The organism is Salirhabdus salicampi, assembly GCF_024259515.1.
GTDB classification, from domain to species: Bacteria; Bacillota; Bacilli; order Bacillales; family Alkalibacillaceae; genus Salirhabdus_A; species Salirhabdus_A salicampi.
This window is the reverse complement of the sequence record NZ_JANBWE010000001.1, coordinates 613,165-639,194: the sequence shown is the minus strand read 5'-3', so window position 1 is coordinate 639,194 and position 26,030 is coordinate 613,165. Positions and strand designations below refer to the sequence as shown.

30 protein-coding genes and 2 riboswitches are annotated in these 26,030 nt (G+C 37.2%); of the genes, 10 read left to right on the top strand and 20 right to left on the bottom strand.

Annotation, left to right across the window (positions count from 1 at the left end; translation table 11 throughout):
* Positions 1–38 precede the first annotated feature (38 nt).
* From NLW78_RS03335 to NLW78_RS03325, 3 genes are all read left to right on the top strand, one after another.
* Entirely contained in the window at positions 39–1,673 is a 1,635-nt protein-coding gene (locus NLW78_RS03335; RefSeq protein ID WP_254495571.1) for an ABC transporter permease, read from the top strand.
* A 2-nt stretch (positions 1,674–1,675) separates the two neighbouring features.
* Positions 1,676–2,365, top strand: a complete 690-nt coding sequence (locus NLW78_RS03330) for an ABC transporter ATP-binding protein (RefSeq protein WP_254495570.1) — start codon at positions 1,676–1,678, stop codon at positions 2,363–2,365.
* A gap of 119 nt (positions 2,366–2,484) precedes the next feature.
* Entirely contained in the window at positions 2,485–2,931 is a 447-nt protein-coding gene (locus tag NLW78_RS03325; protein WP_254495569.1) for a VOC family protein, read from the top strand.
* Between the two features lie 45 nt (positions 2,932–2,976).
* On the opposite strand, the gene NLW78_RS03320 is transcribed toward NLW78_RS03325, so the two are convergent.
* The gene (locus tag NLW78_RS03320) at positions 2,977–3,831 is read right to left on the bottom strand and encodes a phosphotransferase family protein (RefSeq protein ID WP_254495568.1); all 855 of its coding nucleotides are present in this window, start codon (positions 3,829–3,831) and stop codon (positions 2,977–2,979) included.
* 128 nt (positions 3,832–3,959) lie between these two features.
* Between NLW78_RS03320 and NLW78_RS03315 the strand changes: the two genes are divergently transcribed.
* Positions 3,960–4,235, top strand: a complete 276-nt coding sequence (locus NLW78_RS03315) for a hypothetical protein (RefSeq protein ID WP_254495567.1) — start codon at positions 3,960–3,962, stop codon at positions 4,233–4,235.
* 123 nt (positions 4,236–4,358) lie between these two features.
* Here the strand turns inward: NLW78_RS03315 and NLW78_RS03310 are convergent, their stop codons facing one another.
* Entirely contained in the window at positions 4,359–4,613 is a 255-nt protein-coding gene (locus NLW78_RS03310; RefSeq protein ID WP_254495566.1) for a DUF2164 domain-containing protein, read from the bottom strand.
* Between the two features lie 22 nt (positions 4,614–4,635).
* Positions 4,636–5,187, bottom strand: coding sequence for a SurA N-terminal domain-containing protein (locus tag NLW78_RS03305; RefSeq protein WP_254495565.1), 552 nt, complete (start codon positions 5,185–5,187; stop codon positions 4,636–4,638).
* Between the two features lie 276 nt (positions 5,188–5,463).
* On the opposite strand from NLW78_RS03305, the gene NLW78_RS03300 reads away from it, so the two are divergent.
* A complete protein-coding gene (locus tag NLW78_RS03300; protein WP_254495564.1) occupies positions 5,464–6,177 on the top strand; it encodes a GDSL-type esterase/lipase family protein in 714 nt (237 codons plus the stop codon).
* A gap of 42 nt (positions 6,178–6,219) precedes the next feature.
* Here the strand turns inward: NLW78_RS03300 and NLW78_RS03295 are convergent, their stop codons facing one another.
* The 5 genes from NLW78_RS03295 to NLW78_RS03275 form a co-directional block, all read right to left on the bottom strand.
* Complete coding sequence (locus tag NLW78_RS03295) at positions 6,220–6,819, bottom strand: YitT family protein (protein WP_254495563.1); 600 nt, start codon at positions 6,817–6,819, stop codon at positions 6,220–6,222.
* A gap of 111 nt (positions 6,820–6,930) precedes the next feature.
* Entirely contained in the window at positions 6,931–7,581 is a 651-nt protein-coding gene (thiE, locus tag NLW78_RS03290) for a thiamine phosphate synthase (protein ID WP_254495562.1), read from the bottom strand.
* A 14-nt stretch (positions 7,582–7,595) separates the two neighbouring features.
* Complete coding sequence (gene thiD / locus NLW78_RS03285) at positions 7,596–8,393, bottom strand: bifunctional hydroxymethylpyrimidine kinase/phosphomethylpyrimidine kinase (protein ID WP_254495561.1); 798 nt, start codon at positions 8,391–8,393, stop codon at positions 7,596–7,598.
* 6 nt (positions 8,394–8,399) lie between these two features.
* Positions 8,400–9,197: a hydroxyethylthiazole kinase gene (gene thiM / locus NLW78_RS03280; RefSeq protein WP_254495560.1), complete on the bottom strand. Its 798-nt coding sequence runs from the start codon at positions 9,195–9,197 to the stop codon at positions 8,400–8,402.
* Positions 9,198–9,214: 17 nt separating this feature from the next.
* Positions 9,215–9,976: a 3-oxoacyl-ACP reductase gene (locus NLW78_RS03275; protein WP_254495559.1), complete on the bottom strand. Its 762-nt coding sequence runs from the start codon at positions 9,974–9,976 to the stop codon at positions 9,215–9,217.
* A gap of 116 nt (positions 9,977–10,092) precedes the next feature.
* A riboswitch (TPP riboswitch) is annotated at positions 10,093–10,204 on the bottom strand.
* A gap of 124 nt (positions 10,205–10,328) precedes the next feature.
* Here NLW78_RS03275 and NLW78_RS03270 point away from each other — a divergent pair.
* A complete protein-coding gene (locus NLW78_RS03270) occupies positions 10,329–11,252 on the top strand; it encodes an arsenic resistance protein (protein ID WP_254495558.1) in 924 nt (307 codons plus the stop codon).
* Between the two features lie 77 nt (positions 11,253–11,329).
* Here NLW78_RS03270 and NLW78_RS03265 read toward each other — a convergent pair whose 3' ends face one another.
* The 12 genes from NLW78_RS03265 to NLW78_RS03210 form a co-directional block, all read right to left on the bottom strand.
* Complete coding sequence (locus tag NLW78_RS03265; RefSeq protein WP_254495557.1) at positions 11,330–12,508, bottom strand: M20 family metallopeptidase; 1,179 nt, start codon at positions 12,506–12,508, stop codon at positions 11,330–11,332.
* A 15-nt stretch (positions 12,509–12,523) separates the two neighbouring features.
* Positions 12,524–13,348 carry a MetQ/NlpA family ABC transporter substrate-binding protein gene (locus tag NLW78_RS03260; RefSeq protein WP_254495556.1) on the bottom strand — a complete coding sequence of 275 codons (825 nt, stop codon included), beginning with the start codon at positions 13,346–13,348 and terminating at the stop codon, positions 12,524–12,526.
* 19 nt (positions 13,349–13,367) lie between these two features.
* Entirely contained in the window at positions 13,368–14,030 is a 663-nt protein-coding gene (locus NLW78_RS03255; protein WP_254495555.1) for a methionine ABC transporter permease, read from the bottom strand.
* The gene (locus NLW78_RS03250) at positions 14,020–15,048 is read right to left on the bottom strand and encodes a methionine ABC transporter ATP-binding protein (protein WP_254495554.1); all 1,029 of its coding nucleotides are present in this window, start codon (positions 15,046–15,048) and stop codon (positions 14,020–14,022) included. The genes NLW78_RS03255 and NLW78_RS03250 overlap by 11 nt, the downstream gene beginning before the upstream one ends.
* A gap of 103 nt (positions 15,049–15,151) precedes the next feature.
* Positions 15,152–15,267: riboswitch (SAM riboswitch) on the bottom strand.
* A 150-nt stretch (positions 15,268–15,417) separates the two neighbouring features.
* On the bottom strand, positions 15,418–15,837 hold the full coding sequence (locus NLW78_RS03245; protein ID WP_254496082.1) for a DMT family transporter: 420 nt from the start codon (positions 15,835–15,837) through the stop codon (positions 15,418–15,420).
* Between the two features lie 239 nt (positions 15,838–16,076).
* The gene (locus NLW78_RS03240) at positions 16,077–16,253 is read right to left on the bottom strand and encodes a hypothetical protein (protein ID WP_254495553.1); all 177 of its coding nucleotides are present in this window, start codon (positions 16,251–16,253) and stop codon (positions 16,077–16,079) included.
* Between the two features lie 3 nt (positions 16,254–16,256).
* Positions 16,257–17,093 (bottom strand): hypothetical protein, encoded by an 837-nt coding sequence (locus NLW78_RS03235; RefSeq protein WP_254495552.1) that lies wholly within the window; start codon positions 17,091–17,093, stop codon positions 16,257–16,259.
* A 468-nt stretch (positions 17,094–17,561) separates the two neighbouring features.
* Positions 17,562–18,611 carry an ABC transporter ATP-binding protein gene (locus tag NLW78_RS03230; RefSeq protein ID WP_254495551.1) on the bottom strand — a complete coding sequence of 350 codons (1,050 nt, stop codon included), beginning with the start codon at positions 18,609–18,611 and terminating at the stop codon, positions 17,562–17,564.
* Positions 18,612–18,629: 18 nt separating this feature from the next.
* Positions 18,630–20,315: an ABC transporter permease gene (locus tag NLW78_RS03225; RefSeq protein WP_254495550.1), complete on the bottom strand. Its 1,686-nt coding sequence runs from the start codon at positions 20,313–20,315 to the stop codon at positions 18,630–18,632.
* Between the two features lie 15 nt (positions 20,316–20,330).
* Entirely contained in the window at positions 20,331–21,329 is a 999-nt protein-coding gene (locus tag NLW78_RS03220) for an ABC transporter substrate-binding protein (RefSeq protein WP_254495549.1), read from the bottom strand.
* 15 nt (positions 21,330–21,344) lie between these two features.
* Positions 21,345–22,100: an HAD family hydrolase gene (locus NLW78_RS03215; protein ID WP_254495548.1), complete on the bottom strand. Its 756-nt coding sequence runs from the start codon at positions 22,098–22,100 to the stop codon at positions 21,345–21,347.
* Between the two features lie 229 nt (positions 22,101–22,329).
* Entirely contained in the window at positions 22,330–23,091 is a 762-nt protein-coding gene (locus tag NLW78_RS03210) for a DeoR/GlpR family DNA-binding transcription regulator (protein WP_254495547.1), read from the bottom strand.
* A 287-nt stretch (positions 23,092–23,378) separates the two neighbouring features.
* Here NLW78_RS03210 and NLW78_RS03205 point away from each other — a divergent pair, with 287 nt between their 5' ends.
* The 4 genes from NLW78_RS03205 to NLW78_RS03190 are packed head-to-tail and all read left to right on the top strand — an operon-like array spanning position 23,379 to position 26,011.
* Positions 23,379–24,092 (top strand): glycosyltransferase family 2 protein, encoded by a 714-nt coding sequence (locus tag NLW78_RS03205; RefSeq protein WP_254495546.1) that lies wholly within the window; start codon positions 23,379–23,381, stop codon positions 24,090–24,092.
* Positions 24,093–24,098: 6 nt separating this feature from the next.
* Positions 24,099–24,458, top strand: a complete 360-nt coding sequence (locus tag NLW78_RS03200; RefSeq protein ID WP_254495545.1) for a DUF2304 domain-containing protein — start codon at positions 24,099–24,101, stop codon at positions 24,456–24,458.
* A complete protein-coding gene (locus NLW78_RS03195; protein ID WP_254495544.1) occupies positions 24,455–24,796 on the top strand; it encodes an EamA family transporter in 342 nt (113 codons plus the stop codon). The genes NLW78_RS03200 and NLW78_RS03195 overlap by 4 nt, the downstream gene beginning before the upstream one ends.
* A 9-nt stretch (positions 24,797–24,805) precedes the next feature.
* Positions 24,806–26,011: an ArnT family glycosyltransferase gene (locus NLW78_RS03190; protein ID WP_254495543.1), complete on the top strand. Its 1,206-nt coding sequence runs from the start codon at positions 24,806–24,808 to the stop codon at positions 26,009–26,011.
* Positions 26,012–26,030: the final 19 nt, after the last annotated feature.

The following is a 26,030-nucleotide window of genomic DNA, read 5'->3' as shown; positions in this document are numbered from 1 at the left end:
CATTTTGATACGGCTTTCTCTAATAGGTGGGCACAAACATGGGTATCTTACAATCTATCAAAAAACATGCAAATAGCTGGGCGATTCTTAGTATTATTTTACTAATTATCGTAATCCTACCGAATAGCGCAATTCTATTTCAAATGTTCACAGCGCCAAATGAGAATTGGGAACACATTCAACAATTTATGTTGATAAAATATGTAGGTAATACCCTGCTAATTGTTACATTAACAAGTGTACTTACTATTATTTTGGGAACAAGTTTAGCATGGTTAATGGCCGCATATAATTTTCCGTTACGTCGTTTTTTCAAATGGGGAATCCTCCTCCCCCTTGCCTTTCCACCTTATATTGCAGCCTATACATATCATGGGATATTAGATTATACTGGCGTTCTGCAAACAACTTTACGAAAACAGGGGATTTATATTGACCAACGTTTTGTAGACATTATGAATATTCAAGGAACGATCTTTATTTTCACTTTGTTTCTATATCCTTATGTTTATAGTTTGACTCACGCCTATCTAGTAAAACAATCAGCATCATTAATTGAAAATGCTAGATTATTAGGAAAAAGTGGTTTTCAAATATTCATCCAAATCGTTATACCTATTTCTCGTGTAGCAATCGTCGGAGGCGTTAGTCTCGTCGCACTAGAAGTATTAAATGATTATGGGGTAGTGGAATATTACGGAATCCAAACGTTTACAACCGCCATCTTTCAGACATGGTTCGGATTAGGCGATTTACACTCTACCATGAAATTGGCGGGAATATTAATTGGTGTCGTTTTAGTTATTTTAATCGTTGAAAAAATTTTAAGAGGACGTAAACAATTTAGCTTTTCTACTTCAGACGGAAGATCCTTACGAATGAAAACTTTATCACCCCGAAAGGGAATGCTCGTTACCGCCTACTGTTTTGTGATTTTTTCTCTTGGTTTCCTAATACCAGTCACACAATTAATCGGATGGATGTTAAGGACGTATAACAAAGTATTAAACGAACAGTTTTTTTCCATTATAAAAAACTCTATTTTGGTTGCATCGGCTGCCTCACTATCAATTGTGGTGATTTCGTTAATCGTAGCTAATTTCACCCGATTAACGAAAGGTTGGATAGCAAATGCTTCTTCAAAGGTAATGATTCTCGGCTATTCCACACCAGGATCAGTGATTGCTGTCGGAGTTTTAACTATGATGATTGCTTTAGATCAAAGGGTCATTGAATTGTATAGTTTTTTAGGTGTGCATCCGTCATTCGTTTTCAGCACGAGCTTGTTTATGCTTATCTTCGCATATATCATTCGTTTTTTAGCAATTGGTTATAATTCGATAGAATCTGGCTTCGAAAAAATTGGCAACCAGTATACAGAAGCATCTCGAATGCTAGGTATGAACGTCACAAAAACTTTCTTTCTGATTGATATAAAATTGATTAAGCACGCTGTGATGGCAGGGTTTATCCTTTCATTTGTGGAAACATTAAAAGAATTACCGTTAACACTGCTTTTAAGCCCATTTAATTTTAGTACGCTATCTACGAAAGCTTTTCAATATGCAAGTGATGAAATGATACAAGAAGCTGCCCTTCCGTCACTTTTGATTATCTTCATAAGCGGACTCTTTATCTTCCTATTCCATCACTATTTCGAGAAGGAGTTGTAAAAATGTCATACGTGACGATTGAAAATTTGCAGTTTCATTACAACGGGGTTAATGACCATACAATAGAACATTTCAATTTATTGATTGAGCGAGGAGAAATATTGTCCATCCTCGGTTCAAGTGGAAGTGGGAAAAGTACAGTTCTTCGGTTAATTGCTGGACTCGAAATCCCAAGTCAAGGTACCATTAAAATTAATGGAGAGGTGATGGCCAGTAAGGACCACTTCATTGAACCTGAGAAAAGGGGGATTGGCATGGTATTTCAAGATTATGCTCTCTTTCCTCACATGACCGTTGGGAAAAATATTACTTATGGTTTAAAAAAATGGAGTCGACTACAAAAGAAAGAACGTTTACAAGAGATGCTATCCCTTGTTAACTTAACAAACTATACCTATCGCTACCCATATGAATTAAGCGGTGGACAACAACAGAGGGTTGCACTGGCCCGTGCATTAGCCCCAAATCCATCTCTATTGTTACTAGATGAGCCTTTTAGTAACTTAGATGCAGACTTACAAAATAAAATTCGGGAAGAACTACGGGATATCTTAAAGAAGACAGGAATTACAACCATTTTCGTTACCCATGACCAAAATGATGCAAGAATATTAGCTGATAAAATGGTATTGTTGAACCAAGGTAAGATAGAAAAATACGGTAATCCATGTGATATGTTAATCTCATCGTAAACCAAAATGCTCATTTCCCCGGAAATGAGCACTAAATTTATTTCGAAATTACTTTTTTCATTTCCTCTACAAAGCATTATCTTTTACAATAAGAAAATAAAGCAAAAGGAGGGTGAAAAATGAATAAAATACTTGATCATATTGGCATTGCAGTTCGTGATATGGAGAAAAGTATTCAATTCCACATTGAAATACTAGGTGGAACATTAGTCGATCGATATCGAAGTGACAAGCCTGGAGTAGAGAGTGAAATTGCGGTGATTGATTTAAACGGCAGCCGCATTGAATTGTTATCACCGACGAACAATACAACGTCACCTATCGCCCGTTTCCTAAAGCAGAAAGGGAAAGGTGTACATCACGTAGCATACCGTGTTCATAATTTATTAAAGGAAATTGAAGATGCGAAGCAAAACGGTATTCGAGTACTAGAAGATACATATCGTACAAACAAGCATGGACGTCGCCTTATTTATTTAAATCCCGCGGATACAGAAGGAACTATTATTGAGTATTGTGATTATCCCGAGGGCAATCAACTAAAAGCTGATCAAGGAATCACTTAATTAACGATTCACGAAATGAGCGTTAATCCTAAATAGCATTAACGCTCAATACATTCTATCTATCGTTTCGTTTCCACCCCCAGCTTTTTTACGCCAATCCTTAATCCAACTTTCTATTATTTTGATCTTCTCTGGACTATTTTTATTTTCGTAATACCACTTCAGACGAAAACCTGCCCATAGGCAAAATAGAGAAAGATCCTCCACATCAGAAATACCATATCCATTTGACCAACCTTTTTCAAATGTTTCGAGGGTTGATATTGAAGCAGAGTGAACAAGATGATCATGCTCTAGACGGAGTAACGACAACGTTCTTGCAACATCATAACGGTAATCACCTATGGAAGCATTTACCCAATCAATTACCCCACTTATGTTCTCACCGTCTGTTAAAACGTTAAGAGGATGATAGTCCAAATGAAGTAAGGATGGTGGTGTTTTGTCATGTAAAGAAGCAATATGTTGTTGGATATTCTCTTCATCCTTTGTTTTCGGTAAAAGCCAGTTTCCGTCTATATTGCCACGAATACGATGAATTTTTGCTTGAACTTTTCCAAATTGAAACCCTATTTGTTCAGCATTTTCAGGACATTGTTTTAATTCATCAATTACAGTTCGTCCTTTTACCCAATCCATCAACATGATCGAAAATGATTGTGTTTTCTCTAAGAAATGTATGTCCGGAACAGGAATATGATGTTTTTTCAAAATGTCCATCGTCTGCCTCTCTACCACAAACTGATGATGCTTATCGACCGGTAGTACCCGTAAAGCGTAAGTTCCATTGTCAACTGTTTTTACTTTCCACACAAAACTGTCGAGTCCATCGAGGATCCGGTCATAACTTATTATCCGTTGATGCAGTTGTAACTCGTGTAAAACATCCTCTATCCTCATTGGATCCTCCCCTTTTCTTATGTACAACCCTTATTCATCATCTCCCATATCATTTCATATGATGGTACTGTATAGTGGTTCTTTTGTAAGTAATGTATAGAACTTTATGTCATGTGGAGGCGATCAATTTGGATAATAGTGTAATTATTCTCGTTACGGTAATTGTGTCTAGTTTATTAAGTTTCGTATGGGTAGCGCAAATTCGGGGATTACAAAAACCTAAAGTTTTACAAGACGAACACGGACAAAAATACTTTCAAATTGGTTGGATCGGGCCTGTATTAACCTCCGTTATTTTTTCAATTATTGTGCTTATCGCATTCATTGAATTCGCCTTACATTTTGGTCACGTTTTTCTCATTTCTTTGTTCGGGACAATGATTGGGCTTGCATTAACAAAATAACGAAGAAAGAAAAAATCCCCGTATATGAATACGTTCTTTACAAGACAATATGACAAAAAAATACTTATGAATAAATGCGCCCCGTCTTTTGGGAACAGGGCGCCTATTTTATGAATCTATTTCCTATCGTCTCTTTAGCTGTAATGGCCGCTTAAGAGAATCTATATCTTCTTCTATATTCATTACCTTTTGTTCAATCATTACCTTTGTTTCCTCTATACCTTGGTTAAAATAATGTGGTGCAATTTTTTCTTCTATAAATACGAGGAGATTTTCCCCCGCTAAATCACCAATGTTTTCAGATCGTTCCTCTGAAAAATAAGTTTGGATTTCTCTTATCATATGATTTCGTGTTTCTTTCGTTAGTTTTTTGTTCATGATTATCCCCTTATATATTGATTTACTGTATGTATATTTCAATCTCATCTTCGTATTTAACGAGTAAACGTTCAAAATGCTCCTCTATTCTTTCAGTTACATTTTCTATTTTTTCTTCGTCTTTTGGCCATTCATCTACAAGTACAGTTTCAATATATTTATTTACATACGTGCTTCTCTCTGTAGATTTTACCATGTATATATCATAATATTCTTCTGGACTCATACCTAAAGATTCTGCTTGATCATCAACAAACTTACGAATGGAAGGGGAATTTTCACCCTTAGGAGGAAGTTTATCAAAAAAGGTTACACCCTCTTCTACCTCTTTTGAAACGTCGATTCCTAAACGTTTTGCCTCTTGGATGACGACTTCCTCTTTCACAAACCTTTCTTTCACAAACGTGGGTAATTCTTCATCTGTTACACGGTATAAAAAGCGAATATCCCTAACGGTAATCTCTTTACCCAACACAACCGCAACAATGTCTTCATCATCATACGTATTCGATGAAGATGGGCTTGAACAAGCTACTGCGAATAATATGGCAAGAAGAAAAAAAACATTTCTCATAACATCCCCCATTGTTTTAAAACACTTTCTCCTAATTATTATATTAACATAATATACCATTTACATTTGCGGTTCAAACAAGAAACAAAACTACGACTTTTTTTCCTTATTTTTTACTTAAAACATGTTGGAGACAAAATAATTCTTCTAATCTACCATTCTTTTGAACGGTTATGTCGGAATTATTCGTACGATGTCTGACATTTTTTAACAACATATTCAGGAATTAAGACCTATAATACAAGCCGTAACAAATAATACATAAGGAGTGAAGGTATGTTTAAAAGGAAGGTATGGGCGTTATTGCTGGTGTTTTTGGTAATATTACCAGCGCAAGTGTTTGCATTGCCAGTTGGAGATGGTGGTCCAACTATTGGAAAAAAAGAAAGGATCACACTTGTCGCGTTGGGGGATTCGATTGCTTATGGAACTGGAGCTGATGACAATTATGGGTACGTTGATCGTTATGCAGATTATTTAAGAGAAAGAGGGAATCAAGTAAATTTACAGAACTACGCTATCCCTGGCTTAACAACAGAAGAACTTCAATCGTTGGTTGAATATAGCCCAATTTTGAAAGTTGCAATCAAAAAAGCCGATATTGTTACGATAAGCATTGGCGGGAATGATCTATTAGAATGTATTAATTTGGAAACAGGAGATGTGGATGAAGATTGTTCAAGTGCAACAACTGTTCTAAATTCCTTTCACGAGGTTATAAAGACCATTAAATCTTACAATAACGATGTTGATATCAAAACGCTAAACATATATAACCCCATTTTAGATGTACAATCAGAAAATTATAAAAAAGCAGAAAAAATTCTTCATTTTGTAAATACATCTTTCCGTTCTTCTCATAGCCAAATAATGGATGTATATTCAGCCTTCCAACATAATCTGTCGAAGTACACCCATATTCTAGAGGGTGACATCCACCCTAACGACGATGGCCACGAAGTAATCGCAAAACTGCATTATGAAGACTAATTAATATTAGAACCCGGCGCTAACCCCGCGCCGGGTTTTCTATTATATGTTTTGACCTTTCAATTGTTTAATAGGAAGTTGATAAATAACGTCAATAATTCTTGTGCCAATGTACTGACAAATAAGTGCATATACGATAATCATCCAATCAACGACAATTCCGGTTAGTAAAAGTAAACTGCTGTTAATCCAAAATAATATTCGTCCAGGTGTTCGTCGCATTACTTTTGCGACGATTAATGCCAAAATATCCATTCCTCCGGATGACGCCCCCATACGAAACAATATCCCAAGACCAACACCGAATAGAACAGCACCGAAAACGAGATCTATATATATATTTGTAAGAGGTTCTCTCATATAGCTAGAAACAAAATCGATCATAGCCGATGTTACGGTGACACAATACATCGTCCATAAAGCGTTGCTTCTGCCTAACCATTTCGCCGCTACTAATAACAAACTCGCATTCAACACGAGTAAACTAATCGCATATGGGACATTACATAAATATTTTAATAGTACTCCTACACTAGCAGCCCCACCAGAGGGAATGTAATACGGGAACAGAAACGTTGCCATAGCAGCTCCTTGTATAATCGCTGCTGCTCCTAGAATTATCGCTTTTTTTATCGTATCCATCATGATATCTCCTAGTTTTCTAAACGAAATTTATATAATACTCTTATACTACCTTATAAACATAATAAGTCAATGATAGGCTGACATGTATGTCGGCCATTTACTCTTATATCAATCTAATATCCTTTTTCTTAGCGATTTCGTTGCTTCCTTAACATCATGTGCCCGGGATATTGCAGAAATGACCGATACCCCATCAGCACCAGCATTCATAACAAGGTGGGCATTTTCAGCAGTGATCCCACCTATACCAACGATTGGAATCTTCAATCCGTTTTGACGAAATGAATATATAATAGAGGGATCTTGCTGTTTCACAATGTCCGACTTTGATTGGGTTGGGAAAATAGGTCCTACCCCTAAATAGTCTGCACCATCTTCAATTGCCTTCTTCCCTTCTTCAATTGTATGGGCTGACACCCCTAAAATTTTATCTCGCCCTATTTGTTTCCGAACGACGTGGGCTGGTTCATCATCTTGACCGATGTGAACCCCATCTGCATCTAATTCGACAGCTAAAGGGACATCATCATTGACAATGAAAGGGACATTGTACGTCTGACAAATGGCTTGCATTTCACGACCTAACTCTAATTTAGCCCTGCTGGTTAAGGCTCCTTCCCCTTTTTCACGGTATTGAAACATCGTAATACCGCCAATGATTGCTTCCTCTAATACGTACACAGGGTTACGCTCACTATCTATACTACCCATAATAAAATACACTTTTAAATCATGGGATAGTTTATTACGATCAACCATAGCGCACCTCTCCTCTACAGTGATTGCTTGTAGGCCCAATGATTCGTCGGACCATGACCTTGCCCTATTCCTAACGTTTGCTCAATGCCCCTTTGAATAAACAATTTTCCGACTTGAACTGCTTCTTTCATCGATTTCCCTTGCGCGAGTTCAGCCGTTATCGCGGCCGAAAAGGTACATCCAGTTCCATGTGTATGGGGCGTTTCAATTCGTTTTGAAGGATGTTCCACAAACTGATCCCCATCATAAAACAAATCGATAATCTTTGCTCCAACACCGTGACCACCTTTTACAACGACAGACTTTGCTCCCATCGATACAATCCGTTTTGCAGCTTCCTTTTGATCGGCTACCGTATTGATAGTTAACCCTGTTAAAATTTCTGCCTCTGGGATGTTTGGTGTTACGACCGTAGCAAGAGGAAGTAGCGACTCCTTCAATGATTTTACTGCATCGTCTTGCAGAAGCTTGGCTCCCCCTTTTGCAACCATCACTGGGTCCACTACAATATTCGATAGATTGTACTCTCGAATTCGACCACTCACAGCTTTAATAATGTTACTTGAAAATAACATACCAGTTTTTGTAGCGTTTGGTGGCAAATCCTTGCCAATGGCATCAATTTGTTCTACAATTCCTTCTTCCGGAATTGGATAAACCCCATGAACACCTATTGTATTTTGAGCTGTAACAGCAGTTACAACTGACATACCAAAAGAACCAAGCTCTTGAAATGTTTTTACATCCGCTTGAATACCTGCACCTCCACCACTATCTGAACCTGCAATCGTTAACGCTTTTACCACAGTCATGACTCATTACCCCTTAAGTTTCGTTTCTATAATTTTAGCTCGCTGAAAATCCGTTTCATCTACTAATGATAGTTGATCAAGAAATGCAAGTTGGAAACTCCCTGGTCCGTTTGTTGATTCGTTTTCCTCAGCTTTTTCAGCAGCAATTCCATATAGTGCAGTTGCAGCAGTTGCTGCTTTAACAAAATCTTTTTCTACAGCGGCAAAGGCACCAATTACCGAGGAGAGTAAGCACCCTGTACCTGTTACTTTCGTTAATATTGGCGTTCCATTTTTGACAACGTTGATGCACTGATCGTCCACAATAACATCTTCCTCACCTGTAATCACAACTGTACATTCAAATAATGACGCCACACTTTTCCCAATCTCAATTGCGTTTCCGCCTTCTGCAGCATCTACACCTTTCGTCATGACATCTTCTCCTGCAATTACTGCTACTTCGGATACATTACCACGTAGGATAGAGACGTTTACTTCCTTTAAAATCCGTTGTGCTACTTCCGTACGATATGGCGTCGCTCCTGCCCCTACTGGATCGAAAACAACTGGAACGTTATGTTTGTTGGCTGATTTCCCTGCCATAATCATCGCTTCTACTTCTTCAGTAGTTAAAGTTCCAATATTGAGGACAAGTGCACCCGATATTTGAGCGATATCTTCCACTTCCTCTTTCGCGTAGGCCATAATTGGTGATGCTCCTAAAGCCAACAGCCCATTTGCCGTAAAGTTTGTGACGACCACATTTGTAATATTGTGTACTAACGGTTTCGTTTCCCGTACTGTTTGAATTAGTTTCTTCATGTAAATTCCCCCTTTCCTTAATCCATTACAAGTCCGCCATCAACGACAAGGTTTTGGCCAGTAACAGCCCTAGACCAAGGTGAAGCAAAAAACAACGCTGTATCAGCAAATTCTGCTGGTGTCGTCACTTTTTGTAATGGTGTAGTGGTTTGGATAATATTGAACACTTCTTCTGTCGTTACGCTACTTGCATCTGTTTCCTTTAATAATCCGCCAGAAATCATATTTACCGTAATTCCGTATTGACCTAACTCACGGGCAAAATTTCGTGTGAATCCAACTAAGGCAGCCTTTCCTGTTGTATATTCATGATACGGAACGACAGGGTTTTGAAATAAATTCGTTCCAACGTTAATAATTCTTCCAAATCCGATTTCCTTCATATCTTGCAAGCACGCTTGAACTGTATTTAATGCCCCTTTCACACTACCTTCAAGCTGTGTTTCAAACTGCTCCCAACTTATATCAAAAGCAGTTTGTTGTGCAGTTGGATCAAATTTAAAGCCGACTAACGCATTATTTATGATCGTGGTGATGGAGGTACTGAAAACTTCCTTCGCTCGATTTACCATACCTTCCACTTCTTCTTTATTTCTTACATCAGCTTGAATTGCAATTACGTTTTCTCCTAGCTCATTTGCCAGTGCAATCGCTTTTTCCTCACTTTGATAGTAATTGACGACAACATTTGCCCCTTCTTTCGCAAATGCACGTACAATTTGTTCTCCTAAGCCTCGGCTACCTCCTGTAACTAAGACTGTTTGTTCTTGAATGTTCATTACAGATCCTCCTTTTTTTTGAGAAACCTGCCTGTAATGCCCAATTCTACGTAGTTTTAAGTATAAAAAAACCAGGCCTAAAAAAGACCTGGTTTAGTAGCAATACATAACGTAATATGTATAAACAGCTACTTCCCTACGCTGGCATGATCCAGATCAGGTCTTAAGGGTCGAAAAGTTCCATTCCTTTTCTCTCAGTCTGAAAAACAGACTCCCCTAGTAGTTGCATTTATTTTATTATATGAATACAAAATTTTCAAATGATAAACAAAATTTTTGTTATCCTACAAGAATTCCAAGTTCATTGTTTTGTTACAATGAACTTAACGTCTAATACCCAAGGTGATGTATGATGAATATCTTTGATAAATATTATATTCTCTTTGTTTTTGTATCGATCGTCTTAGGATTTGGATTAGGCCAAATCAATACGGTCCCCGACCTCGCAGAAGCCGTTATCGTACCTCTATTAATCGGAATGTTATATTTCACCTTTTTGGAAATTCCCATTCGAAAAGTAGTGTCTTCTTATAAACACATTCGGTTCACGAGTGCTTCTCTTATAATTAACTTTCTATGGTCCCCATTTGTCGCATGGATCTTAGCACAATGTTTCTTAACCCAACATTTTGCTCTGTATGTTGGGTTTCTTCTATTGATTGTTACACCTTGTACAGATTGGTATCTCATTTTCACAAAAGCATCTAATGGAAATGTTCACTTATCGACAGCGATATTACCGTTGAATTTCCTCGTCCAAATTGTGTTATTACCGGTTTTCTTATATGTTTTTGTTGGAATAACCGGGATACTACATCTTGTAGACGTAATAAAAAGTATTTTTCTCATGTTCATATTTCCTATGTTTGGTGCATTCTTGACAAAACAGATTGGTAAGACTAAGACTGTTCAACGTCTTCAATTAAGCATTTCGAACATACCTACAGTCCTTTTATTGTTAGCTATCACTGCAATGTTTACCTCCCAAGGAGGCATGTTTATACAACATATTCGCTCCATTTGGTGGATTTGTATCCCGTTAGCCTTATTCTTTTTTATTAATTATGTAGTTAGTTTTATTGTTGCAAAGAAATTACAGTTTCCAAAACGTGATCGCATAAGCTTACACTTTACAACATTGGCTCGTAACTCTCCACTCGCTTTAGCTTTTGCGATGACTACTTTTCCCAATGAACCTTTGATAGCATTATTGTTAGCGACGGTCCCTTTACTTGAACTCCCTTTTTTGGCGGCGTTATCTGGACTATTAAAATGACTTCTAACCATATCATTAACACTGTAAATAAAGGGCGAAAAATTAAAAAGAAAGGCTTGGAGTTCCAAGCCTTTCTTCTAAACTTGTTGATGTTCTTCTTTAATTTGTTGAAGTAATTCCGGCTGAACAAATAGATCCAAAGCAGTTAGTGCTAATCCTTTTGCTCCTGTAACAAGTGCATGGTCCCCTTGTTCAGACTTGGCAGCTTCACGAAATGCCTCTGTATGTGGAACTAAATCTTCAGGGCCGATTTTAATAAACGGGTGAATGGTTGGCACTACTTGACTTACATTTCCTGCATCTGTTGAGCCAATGCCTTTCCTTTCTACCTTATATTGTTCGCCTAACGCTTCAATCTTCTTACGGAATAGCTGTTCAAAGCGTGGTGTAACTTTAAAATCGTCCACACCGTTTTGAATTCTCTTCATTTTATATGTGGCACCTGTCATAAGAGCAGCGCCTTTAGCAATTTCCTCTACCTTTTTTGTCACTTTATCACAAGCTTTTCTCGTAGCAGCTCGGATAAAAAAACGAGCACGAGCATATTCTGGCACAATATTTGGTGCTTCTCCACCGTCCAAAATAATACCATGAATACGAACATCATCTGTAACATGTTGACGTAAGGCATTTACGCCATTATACAGTTGAATAACGCTATCAAGTGCGTTAATTCCCGCCTCTGGAATTACCGCCGCATGAGCAGGCTTGCCGAAAAACTCAAAATCAACCGGGTCAACTGCTAATGTAGGACTTGATCCACATGTTCGACCTTGAGGGTGGATCATCATACATGCATCTAAATCTTGAACTAATCCGTGGCGTACAAATGTCCCTTTTGCACTACCGTTCGGACCGCCTTCTTCTGCCGGCGTCCCTAAAACGACGACTTCTCCGCCAATTTCCTCTAAGTGCGTCGCTAAGGAAATCGCTGCGAGAACAGATGTAGTACCAATAATGTTATGACCACAAGCATGACCTAAACCAGGTAGTGCATCATATTCTGCTAAAAAGCCGATCTTCGGCCCGGGTTTAGATGAACGTATCCTTGCAAGAAACGCAGTTTCATGCTCAGGGATGTTTACATCTACTTCAAAGCCATTTTTTTGAAGAAGGCTCCGGAGGAGAGAGGAAGCGTACACTTCTTCATTTCCTATCTCCGGATTTTCATGAATAGAATGACTCGTTTGAATATACTCGTCTTTATGTTCTTCAATAAAATTTACGATTGAACTTTCTAACAAAGCAGTTGTCATATTATAACTCTCCTATTACCAGCCGATTTGATCTAAAGGTACAAATGTTGGAATTAATGAATCACTATAAACGTCACGGATATGTTGGGCTACTACTTCCTGCTGATAAATGTTAGCAATTTTTTGATATGTCTCATTATCAACTTCTTCTGCTCTTGCTGCTATGATATTAATATAAGGTGTTGCTGTATCATCTTCAATAAAGATGGCATCTTCGACAGGCGTGAAACCAGCCTCTACCGCCACACCGTTGTTAATAATTGAGATGGCAACATCCGGAAGTACACGTGGAGTTTGCGCCGCAACAATCGGTTCAAAGTCTAATTCTTTTGGATTAGCTGCGATTTTTTCAATTGATCCATTTCCATCGAAATCATCTGGTAATTCAATTAACCCTGCTGCTTCTAGTAAAAGTAATGCACGCCCCATATTCGTTGCTTCTTTCGGTAATGCAACCTTTGCTCCATTTGGAATATTTGTAACATCCTCATATTTCTCAGAGTAAATTCCCATAGGAGCAATTAACGTCGTAGCTACAGGAGCTAAATCTAAGTTATGTTCTTCAATAAACGAGTCAAAATATGATACCGTTTGGAATGCGTTTAAATCAACATCACCGTCAGCCAATGCTAAGTTTGGTCGTACATAATCAGCAAATTCTACTAAATCTAACTCAATGCCTTCTTCAGCTGCTAGCTCTTCAATCTTTTCCCATATTGGGAATCCGGAACCGTTTAGACCTATTTTCACAACCTTGTTTTCATCCCCAGATGCAGATGATCCACACCCCGCTAATGCTAATACGAATAAAATTGATAGAAATCCGATAAGTTTTTTCATGTTTTTTCCTCCTGTTTAGTTATAATCTTCTTAATCTTTTTGATAAATAATTTCCTATTGTTTGAACAATTTGAACGATGACAACGAGTAATACGACCGTTGTAATCATGACATTTGTTTCAAATCGTTGGTAACCGTATGAGATGGCGAGATCCCCTAAGCCCCCACCACCAACAAACCCTGCCATTGCAGAAGCTCCAACGAGCCCAATTGTTGCAATGGTAATGTTTAATGCGATAGAACTTAATGCTTCCGGTAAATATACCCGCCAAATGATTTGCCAGTTGGTCGCCCCCATCGCTGTTGCCGCTTCAATGACACCTTTGTTTACGTCATGTAAACTACTTTCTACTAGACGGGCTATGTATGGACCAGTAAAAAAGACAAGTGGTACAACGGCAGCTGCCGTTCCAATTGAAGTTCCAACTATTAATCTTGTAACTGGCAAAATGGCAACAAGTAATATAATAAATGGGATGGAACGAAAGATGTTAATAATCGCGTTTAAAACAGTAAACACCGCTCGATTTTCCATTAAACCGTTTGCCTTCGTAACAACTAGTGCAATTCCGAGTGGGAATCCAATTAAGGAAGCAAGTGCTAAGGCAATGGAAACCATTTGCAACGTTTCAACTGTGGCCTCCCATATTCTAGGTGCGAATTGAATCAAATCAACTTCCATGTTGGTCCACCTCCTGAATTAATACGGTTGATTGTATGTAATCAATTGCTCGTAAAATTTCCGCATCTTCTCCTTGAAATTCAACGATTAAATTTCCAAATGGAACTTGTTGTAGTTCTGTAATTTGTCCATATAAGACATTCACTTCCACATCAAATCGCTTTGATACTTGAGATAAAATAGGCTGACTAGCTGTTTCTCGGACAAACGTTACCCGATAAATGTGACGCCTTCCACCGTGTTGATCGATATCTTTTAATATCGATTCCGGAATGTCATCTTTCATTACACTTTGAACAAACTTTGCCGTCGTTTTATGTTGTGGGTTTGAGAAAACATCGAATATTGATCCATCTTCAATCACTTTCCCATCTTCCATGACCGCTACCCGGTCACAAATTTCACGGATGACGTTCATTTCATGTGTAATCATTAGAATCGTAATATTATACTCGTCTCGCACCTTCTTTAAAAGACGGAGAATCGATTTTGTCGTTTCCGGGTCCAGAGCAGACGTTGCCTCATCACACAAAAGGATACTTGGTGAAGTTGATAAAGCTCTCGCAATTCCTACCCGTTGCTTTTGCCCTCCGGAAAGTTGATCAGGATAGTGGTTCACCTTATCTGTTAAGCCTACGAAATCTAAAATTTCCTCAACTCTTCTTTTTACTTCCTTCTTTTTTGTGCCAGCTAGCAGTAAAGGAAACGCAACATTATGATAGACCGTTTTCGTTTCCAGTAAGTTAAAGTGTTGAAAAATCATCCCTATGTCTTGACGGACTTTTCGCAATTTATGCTGCGGGAAGCTCGATATATCTTCATTACCAACAAGTATTTGACCTGATGTTGGTGTTTCCAATTGATTTACAAGCCTAATTAATGTACTTTTACCTGCCCCACTAAAACCGATGACACCAAATATTTCACCAGTATTTATTTTTAAACTCACATTATCAACAGCAATTATGTCACTGCCATTATGTTCATAAATTTTAGAAACTTGATTAAACTGAATCATTACGTAAGCACCCCTTTCTTGTTGTATTTTTTGTCCATTAAAAAATCCTCTCTTCTTTGAGACAAGAAGAGAGGATTGTATGTATACATGCAAAATCCGTCTCTTCTTATCTCTCAAGTGCGTTATACACTTGCTGGAATTGGCACAGTATCTGACATAACGTTCAGATCCGCTGCCGAGGTTTCATAGGGCCAGTCCCTCCACCTCTCGGGATAAGAAGAATAAATAATATTCGTTTTTAATGTGATAGTGATAATAATAAATCAAAATTCAGAAAAAAGTCAACGGTAATTTTTAATTTTTTTAATTTTTGATACATGATTCTCATGAAACCCCTATTTCTCATTGCTCCCTTTTCTACCCAATCGTTTATTTTCGGTAAAATAAAAATAGGGCAACGATCATTAATAACAAAGCAAATGTACGCTGCATATCAATTGGAATCGTCTTGCCAACAAACCCGTAATGGTCTAATAGAGTACTCATAAATAGCTGTCCAATTATTACAGCCATAAGGGAAGTCGCAACCCCTATTTTAGGTGCTGCATATATAATACTCCAAACATAAAATGCACCTAATAGTCCTCCTGTAAGTTGCCACCTTGGTACAGAAAATGTTGCTAAAATGTTACCTCGACCAAAAAACAACATCAGTAGGAATAGAGCAACTGTACCAATAAAAAAAGACACAAACGAAGATTCTAAAACCCCAATTCGCCTTCCAAGTGTTCCGTTAATACCTGCCTGAGTTGCCACTGCAACACCGCCTAGGAAGACGAAAACAATCATAAACCAATGCAATCTTCTTTCCCCCTGTCACACTATTCTATTATTATAGCGATTCAATTGATTATAGGATCACTTTCCAAGTTTCATACAGACATCTGTTGTTCACAGTGCTTCATATCCAACTACGTGTCTTCAACTGTGTTTGAGGGTATGGGTTGTCGTTCATTCTCCTGCTTCCTCCAGAAAAAAACGCGTGGCTATTAAAAATCACCACACGCACGTCAGTTTGAAGTCATCTATTATACATATCTTCGAGCTTTTGCTGATTTCAAGGTCATGTTTTTCTTGCCCGTTTTTGAATTTAACCGTTTGAAACCGAATTCATAATTGGCTGGAGTTACTTTGGTATCTGTAGGTATGGTTGTAACGGTTATGGAAACTGCTGTTTGATTTTTCTTATCTTCTTCCCATCTCATTGTTTAAACCACCTTTTCTACAATATATTTTACCATTTTTTCGGTAAGATTGTCTATTTTCCCTAGCAACATTAGATAGGAAGATGCTATATGGAATTGTTTTAATCTTTCTTCTGTTACTTTTCCATATTGATTGAATAATAGAGCATACCCTAAACGAAATTCTCCATAATTTCTTACAAAAACAAACTCTTTATGTACGCCTCGAAAGTTGCGCTTTATTCGATCATCCCAAAACTGTGGATTTGGCTGGCGTAATGCCCATTGAATAATCCGTTTTTCTTCTTCGGTTGGATGTGACTCATCATTTAAATCTACGATACAGAGGTACGTTTTATTCTCATTATCGTACCGACCCACTTTAGATTTTCCGAAATATTGCTCGTACTCCCGTTGCCCCATCTGTAAAACCCATAAACTTTTTAAATCTTTCCTGTCCATCCCGAACATTTGGGCCGTTGTTTTATCAAATTCATTCATAAAATGAATGATTTTCTCATTTATATGAAAGTCTGTACTAGATTCCACTGCATCTAACATGGCTGCAATTTCATCTTGGCAAATAATTTTCGGGTATGATTTGTTCTCTTTTTTATATAATAGCTTGACCAACCCTAAGGAAAAAATAATATAGAACCCTATACTTACGACAATCGCTAACCAATGTAAAAGTTTATGACTGTCTGCCCCTGGTATTATCTTCTCTGAGAACGGGAACAGAATGAAGCCTGACAATAAATGTAAACTTTTTTCTGGTAGGGTAATCATAAAAATAAAAAAACTTATAATACCTAATATGCTAGAAACAAAAGTTACATTCAACAAGGGTCGTTGTTCCATTCCACCACCTCTTCTGCGTCGGTCATTTACAAATCAAATTTTATCAGAGGAAATCATAAAAACATATAAAAAATGGTGAAAACAGGAATATTTACCCTTTTTCACCATGATCATTCATAGGCGGTTTGGCCGACGGAATTGGTGCTTCCACTTCCAATATAGCATAAGTGACCTTTTTTTCTTCATCGACGAAAGCGCCTTCTTTTATTGTAATGGGATCATGATTATGTGTGCATTCTCCCGTTTTTTTAATAAATGAAATGCCAATCGCCCCCCGCGAAAAACCTCAATCTGTATCTATATATATTATGCCAATAAGCGATTATCCTGAAACCTTTAAATTTTCCTTATAAAAAATAAGACCTGTTTCGCCATTTTTTTTATCAGAATGAGAACATATCATGCAATGAATCATCAACAAAAAAGCTTGAACAAATATTTATAATATTTGTCACAAGCTTTTGATGATTATACCTCTAACAAGTGTGGAGTATTCGTAAATCGAATTCCTATTGTGTCACCTTTTTGATATAAGTCCATATTTGAAATATCAAATTCATCTACACTTACTTCATGTTCTCCGATTTGAACGTAGTACCGAATGAAGCTTCCGTTATAAATGTATTTTGTAATTGTACCTTTAATAGAACTCGTATCATCAATGGTTATACTTTCAGGCCGAATAACGGCCTTCGTCTCGTCAAGAGAACCTTGTTCCTGGGAAACAATGTCAAATTGGACATCTTCACTTTTGAACTGAACGTCATCTCCCTTAGATTCGATACTACCTTCTAAAATATTTACATGACCAACGAAATTGGCAACAAATTCATTTGCAGGCTGATTATAGACAACATCAGGCCTATCCAGCTGTTGAATAACCCCTTTATTTAATACAGCAATTCGGTCAGAAATACTTAACGCCTCTTCTTGATCGTGGGTAACAAATATGATTGTAAGGTTTAATTCCTCCTTAAGGCGTCGAATTTCTTCACGCATATCCATTCGTAGATTGGCGTCTAAATTTGATAACGGTTCATCTAATAATAATACTTTCGGTTTTAAAACGAGACAGCGAGCAATGGCGACTCGTTGTTGTTGTCCACCACTTAGTTGGCTAGGCTTTCGATCTCCATATCCAGCAAGCTGTACTTGTGCTAAGGCATCCTTAATTCGTTTATCCCGTTCCGCTTTGGACACTTTCTGTTGCTTCAAACCGTAGGCTATATTATCGTACACAGTCATATGAGGAAATAGTGCGTAATTTTGAAACACCATTCCCGTTGATCGTTTATTTGGTGGTACATCATTTACAACAGACCCATCAAGTATAATGTCTCCAGAATCCTGCTCATGAAAGCCACCAATAATTCGTAATAATGTTGTTTTTCCACATCCACTCGGCCCTATAAAAGAAATCAGTTCACCTTCTTTTATATCGATTGAAATGCCGTTAACAGCCTTTACATCTCCAAAGTGTTTATATAAGTTATCTAACACTAAGATTTCTTTTTCCATATTAGCGCAATCCCTCCTCTACACTTTTACTCCACTTTTCTTTTCTAGGATTTTCAATAGACCGATACAGCCTAGCACAATGACAATTAAGATGAATGACATCGCTGAAGCCATGCCTATACGTGCCTGTTCAGCTAAGTTTAAGATGTACGTAGCAGCTAAGTTCGTACCAGGAGATACTAGGAAAATTACTGAACTGATTGATACCATCGCTGTCATGAAAGCATACACGAATCCTGCTACAAAGGCAGGGGTTAACAATGGTAATACAACACTCCAAAATGTTCGGTACGGACCTGCACCTAAATCTTGTGAGGCTTCTTCCATTGATGTATCGATTTGGTGCATTTTACTAATCCCTGCTTCAAGACCTACACCAATTTTACGAAATGCCATATTCAACACGAGCAGCATGACGGTTCCAGTTAAGAAGAACGGTGGGCCATTAAAAATAAGTACATAACCAATTCCCATAACCGTACCTGGAACAGCTAAACCAAATAATGTTAAAAATTCAAGAAGTTTCTTGCCCGGGATGGCCTTTCGGGCAAACAAAAATCCTTGTAATATCCCCAATCCGGCTGCTAATAGCGCACCAAAAAAGGAAACGACAATACTGTTATATAAAGAGTCCCAACCAGTTTGATTAGAAAAATGCTCTAACGTAAAAGCATTGTTAATACCAATAATTTTCACAAAAGCACCGAGCACTACCATAATAAACATAAGGGAAATAAATGCGATAAATATAGTAGTAACGGTCGTAATCACCCTTTTTACCGTCCCTTTTAACGGTGCATTGTTACCGCCTGATTCTCCACTTATCGTTTCAAGGTTTGTATCTTTTAAGAAATATGTTTGAAAAATAAAGACAAGTAAGCTAGGTACGATTAAAAAGACACCGAGAACAGCTGCCATCTCAATGTTTTGCTGTCCAACAACTAATAAATACGCATCAGACGCTAAAAAGGGTAAGCCTCCCCCTATAATCATCGGGTTCGAAAAATCAGCTAACGCCATAACAAAAACAAGTAATCCTGCTTTAATTATCCCCGATTTCGCCAACGGAATGGTAATGTTAAAAATCGTTTTCCATTGGTTTGCACCTAAATCTTGTGAAGCTTGCTCTAAACTTGTATTTGTTGTTCGTAATGTACTTTCTACTAACATATATCCAACCGGAAAGTACCCAATTATTTGTGCGAACACAACTCCCCAGAAACCGTATATACTAAACTCCCAGCCGAACCAACTATTTAAATACTGGGTAACCACACCATTACGGCCAAGCAAAATAATTAAGGACAATGAAAAAATAAATGGGGGTGCCACTAACGGCAATAAAGCGATACCTCGATATGTTTTCGCAACAAAGCTTTGTGACCTTGTAACATACAGAGAGACAACAACGCTTAACAATACTACAGCAGCAGTAGAGATAAGAGCGGCTTTGACACTATTTAATAGAGAGTTTATGTAATATGAAGTTTGAAAAAATTTTTCATAGTTGGCAACTGTGAAATCACCTGTGCCAATCCCGAAGGATTTTAAAAGCACTGCAAATACAGGAGCTACGATAAAGATGATAATAGATAATGCCAATATAATAGTTGCTATGGCAAATAAAGGTTCAGACCACAACCTTTTCCACTCTCGTAGAAAAGGTCGTGTCTGAAGAGATCGTTGTTGCGATCCTATTTCCATGAATAGACACCTCGTTTAGTTAGAAAATTTCGTTCTCCATTCTTCCATAACCCGTTCGCGGTTTTCTGCTGCCCATACTGCATCATAGTCGATTAAGTACTGGTCAATGTTTTCTACTGTTCCAACAAAACCAGGCTTTGTAACCATTGAACGATGTTTCGACGCTTCTTCCATACCATTTTCAGAACCAATGTAATCAATGATTTCTTTTACTTGGTCTTGATTTTCCGCATCTTTAAACATCCAAATAACGTCTAGATCATAACCTACACCTTCTGTTGGAAAAACCGCCTCAACAGGGTATCCTTCTTCCACACGGTCAAACACTGCTTGATCCCACGTAATTCCAATTGCATATTCACCTTGGGCTACCATTTGAGCAGGTGCAGATCCTGACTTTGTATATTGTGCAACATTTTGATCCAACTTCTCTAAATACTTCCAACCTTCTTCTTCACCCATAATTTGCATAATGGTAGATACAAATAAAAATGCTGTACCTGAAGTACCTGGGTCCGGAAGAACAATCTCCCCTTCATATTGTGGATCCAATAAATCTTCCCATGACTCCGGCTTATCTAGCCCTTTACTTTCCAAAATATCTGTATTTATTGCTAATAGGTTAAACCAATAGGACCAACCATACCATTTACCGTCTGGATCTTTAAAATTATCTGGTACATCTTCCCATGTTGGAGAGTGATAGGATTCTAAAAAATCATTTTGTTCTGCTTTTAATGCAAAACTATGTAACATTCCCCACTGCATTTCAGCACCAAAGTTTGGTGATTCGGATTCAATACGGCTCCATGCTTCACCACTGGACATACGTAATACATCTACTTCAATACCTGTTTCTTCCTTTAATCCTTTTACTAAATCCTGCATTTCTTCTGAATCATTATGTGTATAAACTTTAATCGGTTCTTGACTTGAATTTGCATTATTACTACCACATGCTGCAATCACCATCGCTAAAACAATAAGTAATGCATTTATGCCAAATTTTTTCATATTATCACCTTTCTATTAACCTATTTTTATAAACTCATTCGTATAATCGCGAATAATAGCATCAGCATTTATTAAATGATCTGTGGATTGTCCTTCTTTCGATACAATCCCAATACTGCTTAATGATTTTGCATTTCTTCCTAATAACATATCTCCATTCGAGTCTCCGATCACAATGGTTCGTTCTGGTTTCACATCCATTCGTTTACAGGCAACCTTTACCATTTCAGGAAACGGTTTACCTTGTTCAACCGAATCGTGACCAACAATCGCTGAGAAATAATGATCAATTTCAAGTAGTTTTAATTGGTGACGAGCCCTATCATAATTATCAGAGGTTACAACCCCCATTTTAATTGATCGATTTGATGCTTGTTGCAAAAAGTCTCTCAAGCCGCGAATTGCCTTTACGCTATCATGCCAATTGAAATCGGATTCGACTTCTTGATAACTATCATTAACAAGTTTAAACGCGTCATTCCATGGTACACCATTAGAATATAATTCACGGGATAGGATTGATATGATATCTTGCAGTGACCCAATGGCCAAAGGTCCTTTTGGGTCCCATGTACGTTCTTCATAAGAAAAACCTAGTGCATTTGCATACGTTTCTTTATTGCATGATATGTCTGTCTTATGAACGATTTTATCAATCAAATCCTTCGTCCACGTGATCCAAAGACTCCCAAAATCCACTAATGTACCATCTTTATCAAATAAAATGCCATCTATTTCATAGACTTTTTCATTTATCACAATTTTCCTCATAAGTACCCCCTTTCCACAAACACACAAAAACACATGATTTTTTATGCTTTTAATTGTAGTTATGTGTGTTTATTTGTTGTTTTTCATTCTAATTAACGTTGTATAAACTGTCAACAGCAAAAACGGTTTTATCTACATGCAGAAGTATTTAAAGCTGTTCATATCAGGGGTTAAAGGATTTTTTAGAAAATAAAAAAACTTAGAATTATTATTCTAAGTTTTAACGCTGTTAAACGATTACTTCTACACCGTTATCTTTATATTTCTCTAAAATTGGCTCATTTAATTTTGAATCTGTAATAATACGACTCACTTGATGGAAATCACACACTTTCACAAGTGAAACAACATCAAACTTACTACTATCCGCAAGTACAATACCTTGCTGTGCATTTTCTAACATCTTCTTTTTCACTTGTATCTCACCAATACCATAATCAGTAAAACCTTTATTTAGCGATATTCCGCTCATACTCATAAAGAACGTATCAATATGAAAATTGGATACAAATTGCTCTGCTAAATCACCAATTGTACAAAGTTCTTGGTTTCGTACAATACCTCCTGCAAACAAAATTGTATAATCTGGCATATCCGAAAGTTCCTTTGTAATTTCCATAGAGTTTGTTAATACAGTAAGTTGTGTGAATCTCGTCTTTAATGCCTTAGCAAATTCTGTATTGGTTGTACTAACATCAATGGCTATCGATTGACCTTCAGTCACATATTCGATTGCTTTTTTCGCAATTTCTTTCTTTTCTTCGATGTATTTCGTTTCTCTCACCGTTGATGTCAGCTGTTTACTATTTACTTTCTCCAACACTGCTCCACCATGCACCCGTTTTAAATGTCCCTCTTTTTCTAAGTGCTCCAAGTCACGTCTAATCGTTTCCACAGAAACACCAAACTCCCGCACTAAAAAGGATACGCGAACAGATCCATCTTGTTGAAGTTTTTGCATAATAATTTCATGCCGTTCTTTTGCAAACAATATTACACCCTCCCTCAAAAACTGTGAACAAAACCACATATTTGCAAACTAATACAACTATACAATAATCAAAACACCCACTCAACCACTTTTTCTTTCTTTGTACTTTCATCCACATAAAAGTTGTTCCGTTGTAATAGTTCAAATGTGATGTTTTTTAAAGTATACAGAGAGGATCTCCTTGTCTATACTATTCAGGTAGTACTCAACGAACAAGACAACTTTCATGTTTTTCCCATTGTCTGGGTATACTAACGACAAACATCGTAAGAACAGGAGAGACATAAATGGATAACTTCGATGCTGTTATTATCGTACCAGCCTTTAATGAAGAAGATGTTATTAAGGAAACAATACAAAAACTACTATGGGCGAGAAAACAATTAAACGGTCTAGATATTTGTGTTGTCAATGATGGATCAACAGACAGAACGGCAGAAATTTTAGATGAATTTGACGACATTACAGTTATTCATCTCCCATATAATGTCGGAATAGGCGGAGCAGTTCAAACCGGTTATAAATACGCTGTTCAAAAAGGATATGACCTAGCTATCCAGTTTGATGCTGATGGTCAGCATAATGAAAAAGATTTGGAAAGTTTAATCCACCACTTGATTGAACATGACTTAGATATGGTTATTGGCTCAAGATTTTTAACCCAAACCGATTACAAAGGAAGCCCATACCGCAGAATTGGTATATGGTACTTTCAAATTTTAATTTTTTTACTTACACGTCAGAAAATTACCGATGCAACATCTGGATTCAGAGTGGTAAATAAAAAAGTCATGAAAAAATTTTCCACCAACTATCCTAAAGACTATCCAGAGCCTGAAGTTATTATTGATCTAGTCAAAAATAATTATAAGGTTGCAGAGAAAACGGTATATATGTCTGAACGACAAGGCGGAAAAACATCCATCTCAAAAATTCGTTCCCTTTATTACATGCTTAAAGTATCTTTGTCCATCTGCATGCGTACCATTCTCAAGGAGTGATTTATCATGGACGTCTCACTAGTATCCTTTATTATTGTGTTACTTATTTTTGTATTTGTATTTGAATCAGTTCGAAGAGGAATTTTAGAAACGAAATACTCAATCCTTTGGTTTAACACTTGTTTTGCATTGGCGGTTCTCATTATGTTTGAAGGGTTAATTAATAAAATTGCAGATGTTATGAATGTATATTACGCTCCATCATTACTCTTTTTATTTGGGCTTCTATTTGCCCTCATCCTCATTTTTGATGCAACCCGAAGGATTTCAAAGCTACACCGGCAACTAGACACCCTCACCCAGGAATATAGCTTACTCCAACTGAAAATAGAACAACAAAAGAAGCAAGGCAGGGCAAATGAATGATCTACGGTTTTATGATCGGGAACATTTTTTTGTTAGTTCTGGGACAAATGTTTTGGAAATTATCGGTTGAAGATGTGAAGCAATGGGACGTTGACGCCTTCACAACCGTGTTTACTAGTCCCTTTTTTTGGTTTGGAGGTTTCACGTACGCCATTGCAACGGTTTGTTGGCTTTATGTGTTGTCCAAGATGCCCTTAAGCGTTGCGTATCCTTTTCAAAGTATTAGTTATGTATTCGGAGCAATACTAGCAGTTGTAATTTTTAAGGAAACAGTAACCGCTCAGCATTGGCTTGGGATTTTAGTCATTATATTGGGCGTGTTTTTAATTTCTAGATAGGTGGTTCAAATGGAATTAGGAAAAAAACATATCCCCATTACGATGATTCTACTAATAGCGTTAGCTTTTCATCTCTATTTATTACTATTTGGTCGGACAATTGAATTATCTGCACCAGATGAAATTAAATATATTAAAATGGCTGAAACCTTTATTGAGGAAAATTATTATTCCTATCAAGGACAAGGACCCGACGCCTATGTTACACCTGGACACCCCTTTTATCTTGTATCTATCTTTATGATTGCGGACTTTTTAAATGTAGATAAGTTTTTCTTAACAGCAGTTTTTAATATGATGCTAAATTTACTCACTATTTTCTTTGTTTATATGATATCGGAGAGACTCTTTCATAATCGAATCATTTCTATCCTGGCTGCAGTGCTGTTTTTAGTTACAATTCCTCAATACCATTATTTTAAAAAACTCTTAACCGAGACACCGGGATCGTTCACTCTTTATTTAGCTATATTGCTTTTTATTATGGCTTTTCAAGAAAATAAAACAAAGTGGCACATTCTCTTCGGCTTTGCGGCGGCCGTTAGTTTAATGGTACGCCCAACCCCTGCACCAATGCTTCTATTAGCATTTGGACTAGTGTTATATAAATATAAGTGGAGAGAAGGTATAAGGATAGGGTTATTATGGTGGGTTGGACCTTTGTTTTTGATTTTCCCATGGATTATCCGCAATTATCTCGTCTTTCAACAACTACATATTTTTTCTTCTCATGCAGGTAATCCAATGTTATTAGGGACAGATCCCTTTTATCAAAATCCAAGTGTAAACTTGGCAAAAGAAGCGAGAGAGCTCGGCCTAAGTTATAAGGAATACGCCAAACAACGGATTGTAGAGGGGTTGAAAAACGATCCTGTTCTTTGGATATCTTGGTTTACGTTAGGAAAAACATTGTGGATGTTTAGAGAACCTGATCACCTATACCGATTTCACTTTTCATCATTCATGAATGCTATGTTTTACATTCACCACTTTTTCATTTTAATTACCGGTACAATTAGTGCTTATTTTTTAAGAAAAAACAATGCAGTAGCCGGGTTAGTGGGTATCATTTTCATTTATATAGCCGTATCTAATGTATTTTTACCCCTAACGCGTTACGGTCAATATATTATCCCTCTATTTTGCATTCTTTCAGCTGTCGGCATTTATCACTTATTCAAGTCTCTTCAATTTGGAGTCTATGATAAACTGTGACATAACGCATGGACTCACA

Coding starts and splice junctions, on each gene's coding strand:
- NLW78_RS03335 (WP_254495571.1), top strand. CDS start 39: ATGGGTATCTTACAATCTATCAAAAAACATGCAAATAGCTGGGCGATT.
- NLW78_RS03330 (WP_254495570.1), top strand. CDS start 1,676: ATGTCATACGTGACGATTGAAAATTTGCAGTTTCATTACAACGGGGTT.
- NLW78_RS03325 (WP_254495569.1), top strand. CDS start 2,485: ATGAATAAAATACTTGATCATATTGGCATTGCAGTTCGTGATATGGAG.
- NLW78_RS03320 (WP_254495568.1), bottom strand. CDS start 3,831: ATGAGGATAGAGGATGTTTTACACGAGTTACAACTGCATCAACGGATA.
- NLW78_RS03310 (WP_254495566.1), bottom strand. CDS start 4,613: ATGAACAAAAAACTAACGAAAGAAACACGAAATCATATGATAAGAGAA.
- NLW78_RS03305 (WP_254495565.1), bottom strand. CDS start 5,187: ATGAGAAATGTTTTTTTTCTTCTTGCCATATTATTCGCAGTAGCTTGT.
- NLW78_RS03300 (WP_254495564.1), top strand. CDS start 5,464: ATGTTTAAAAGGAAGGTATGGGCGTTATTGCTGGTGTTTTTGGTAATA.
- NLW78_RS03295 (WP_254495563.1), bottom strand. CDS start 6,819: ATGGATACGATAAAAAAAGCGATAATTCTAGGAGCAGCAGCGATTATA.
- thiE (WP_254495562.1), bottom strand. CDS start 7,581: ATGGTTGATCGTAATAAACTATCCCATGATTTAAAAGTGTATTTTATT.
- thiD (WP_254495561.1), bottom strand. CDS start 8,393: ATGACTGTGGTAAAAGCGTTAACGATTGCAGGTTCAGATAGTGGTGGA.
- thiM (WP_254495560.1), bottom strand. CDS start 9,197: ATGAAGAAACTAATTCAAACAGTACGGGAAACGAAACCGTTAGTACAC.
- NLW78_RS03275 (WP_254495559.1), bottom strand. CDS start 9,976: ATGAACATTCAAGAACAAACAGTCTTAGTTACAGGAGGTAGCCGAGGC.
- NLW78_RS03270 (WP_254495558.1), top strand. CDS start 10,329: ATGAATATCTTTGATAAATATTATATTCTCTTTGTTTTTGTATCGATC.
- NLW78_RS03265 (WP_254495557.1), bottom strand. CDS start 12,508: ATGACAACTGCTTTGTTAGAAAGTTCAATCGTAAATTTTATTGAAGAA.
- NLW78_RS03260 (WP_254495556.1), bottom strand. CDS start 13,348: ATGAAAAAACTTATCGGATTTCTATCAATTTTATTCGTATTAGCATTA.
- NLW78_RS03255 (WP_254495555.1), bottom strand. CDS start 14,030: ATGGAAGTTGATTTGATTCAATTCGCACCTAGAATATGGGAGGCCACA.
- NLW78_RS03250 (WP_254495554.1), bottom strand. CDS start 15,048: ATGATTCAGTTTAATCAAGTTTCTAAAATTTATGAACATAATGGCAGT.
- NLW78_RS03245 (WP_254496082.1), bottom strand. CDS start 15,837: ATGATTGTTTTCGTCTTCCTAGGCGGTGTTGCAGTGGCAACTCAGGCA.
- NLW78_RS03240 (WP_254495553.1), bottom strand. CDS start 16,253: ATGAGATGGGAAGAAGATAAGAAAAATCAAACAGCAGTTTCCATAACC.
- NLW78_RS03235 (WP_254495552.1), bottom strand. CDS start 17,093: ATGGAACAACGACCCTTGTTGAATGTAACTTTTGTTTCTAGCATATTA.
- NLW78_RS03230 (WP_254495551.1), bottom strand. CDS start 18,611: ATGGAAAAAGAAATCTTAGTGTTAGATAACTTATATAAACACTTTGGA.
- NLW78_RS03225 (WP_254495550.1), bottom strand. CDS start 20,315: ATGGAAATAGGATCGCAACAACGATCTCTTCAGACACGACCTTTTCTA.
- NLW78_RS03220 (WP_254495549.1), bottom strand. CDS start 21,329: ATGAAAAAATTTGGCATAAATGCATTACTTATTGTTTTAGCGATGGTG.
- NLW78_RS03215 (WP_254495548.1), bottom strand. CDS start 22,100: ATGAGGAAAATTGTGATAAATGAAAAAGTCTATGAAATAGATGGCATT.
- NLW78_RS03205 (WP_254495546.1), top strand. CDS start 23,379: ATGGATAACTTCGATGCTGTTATTATCGTACCAGCCTTTAATGAAGAA.
- NLW78_RS03200 (WP_254495545.1), top strand. CDS start 24,099: ATGGACGTCTCACTAGTATCCTTTATTATTGTGTTACTTATTTTTGTA.
- NLW78_RS03195 (WP_254495544.1), top strand. CDS start 24,455: ATGATCTACGGTTTTATGATCGGGAACATTTTTTTGTTAGTTCTGGGA.
- NLW78_RS03190 (WP_254495543.1), top strand. CDS start 24,806: ATGGAATTAGGAAAAAAACATATCCCCATTACGATGATTCTACTAATA.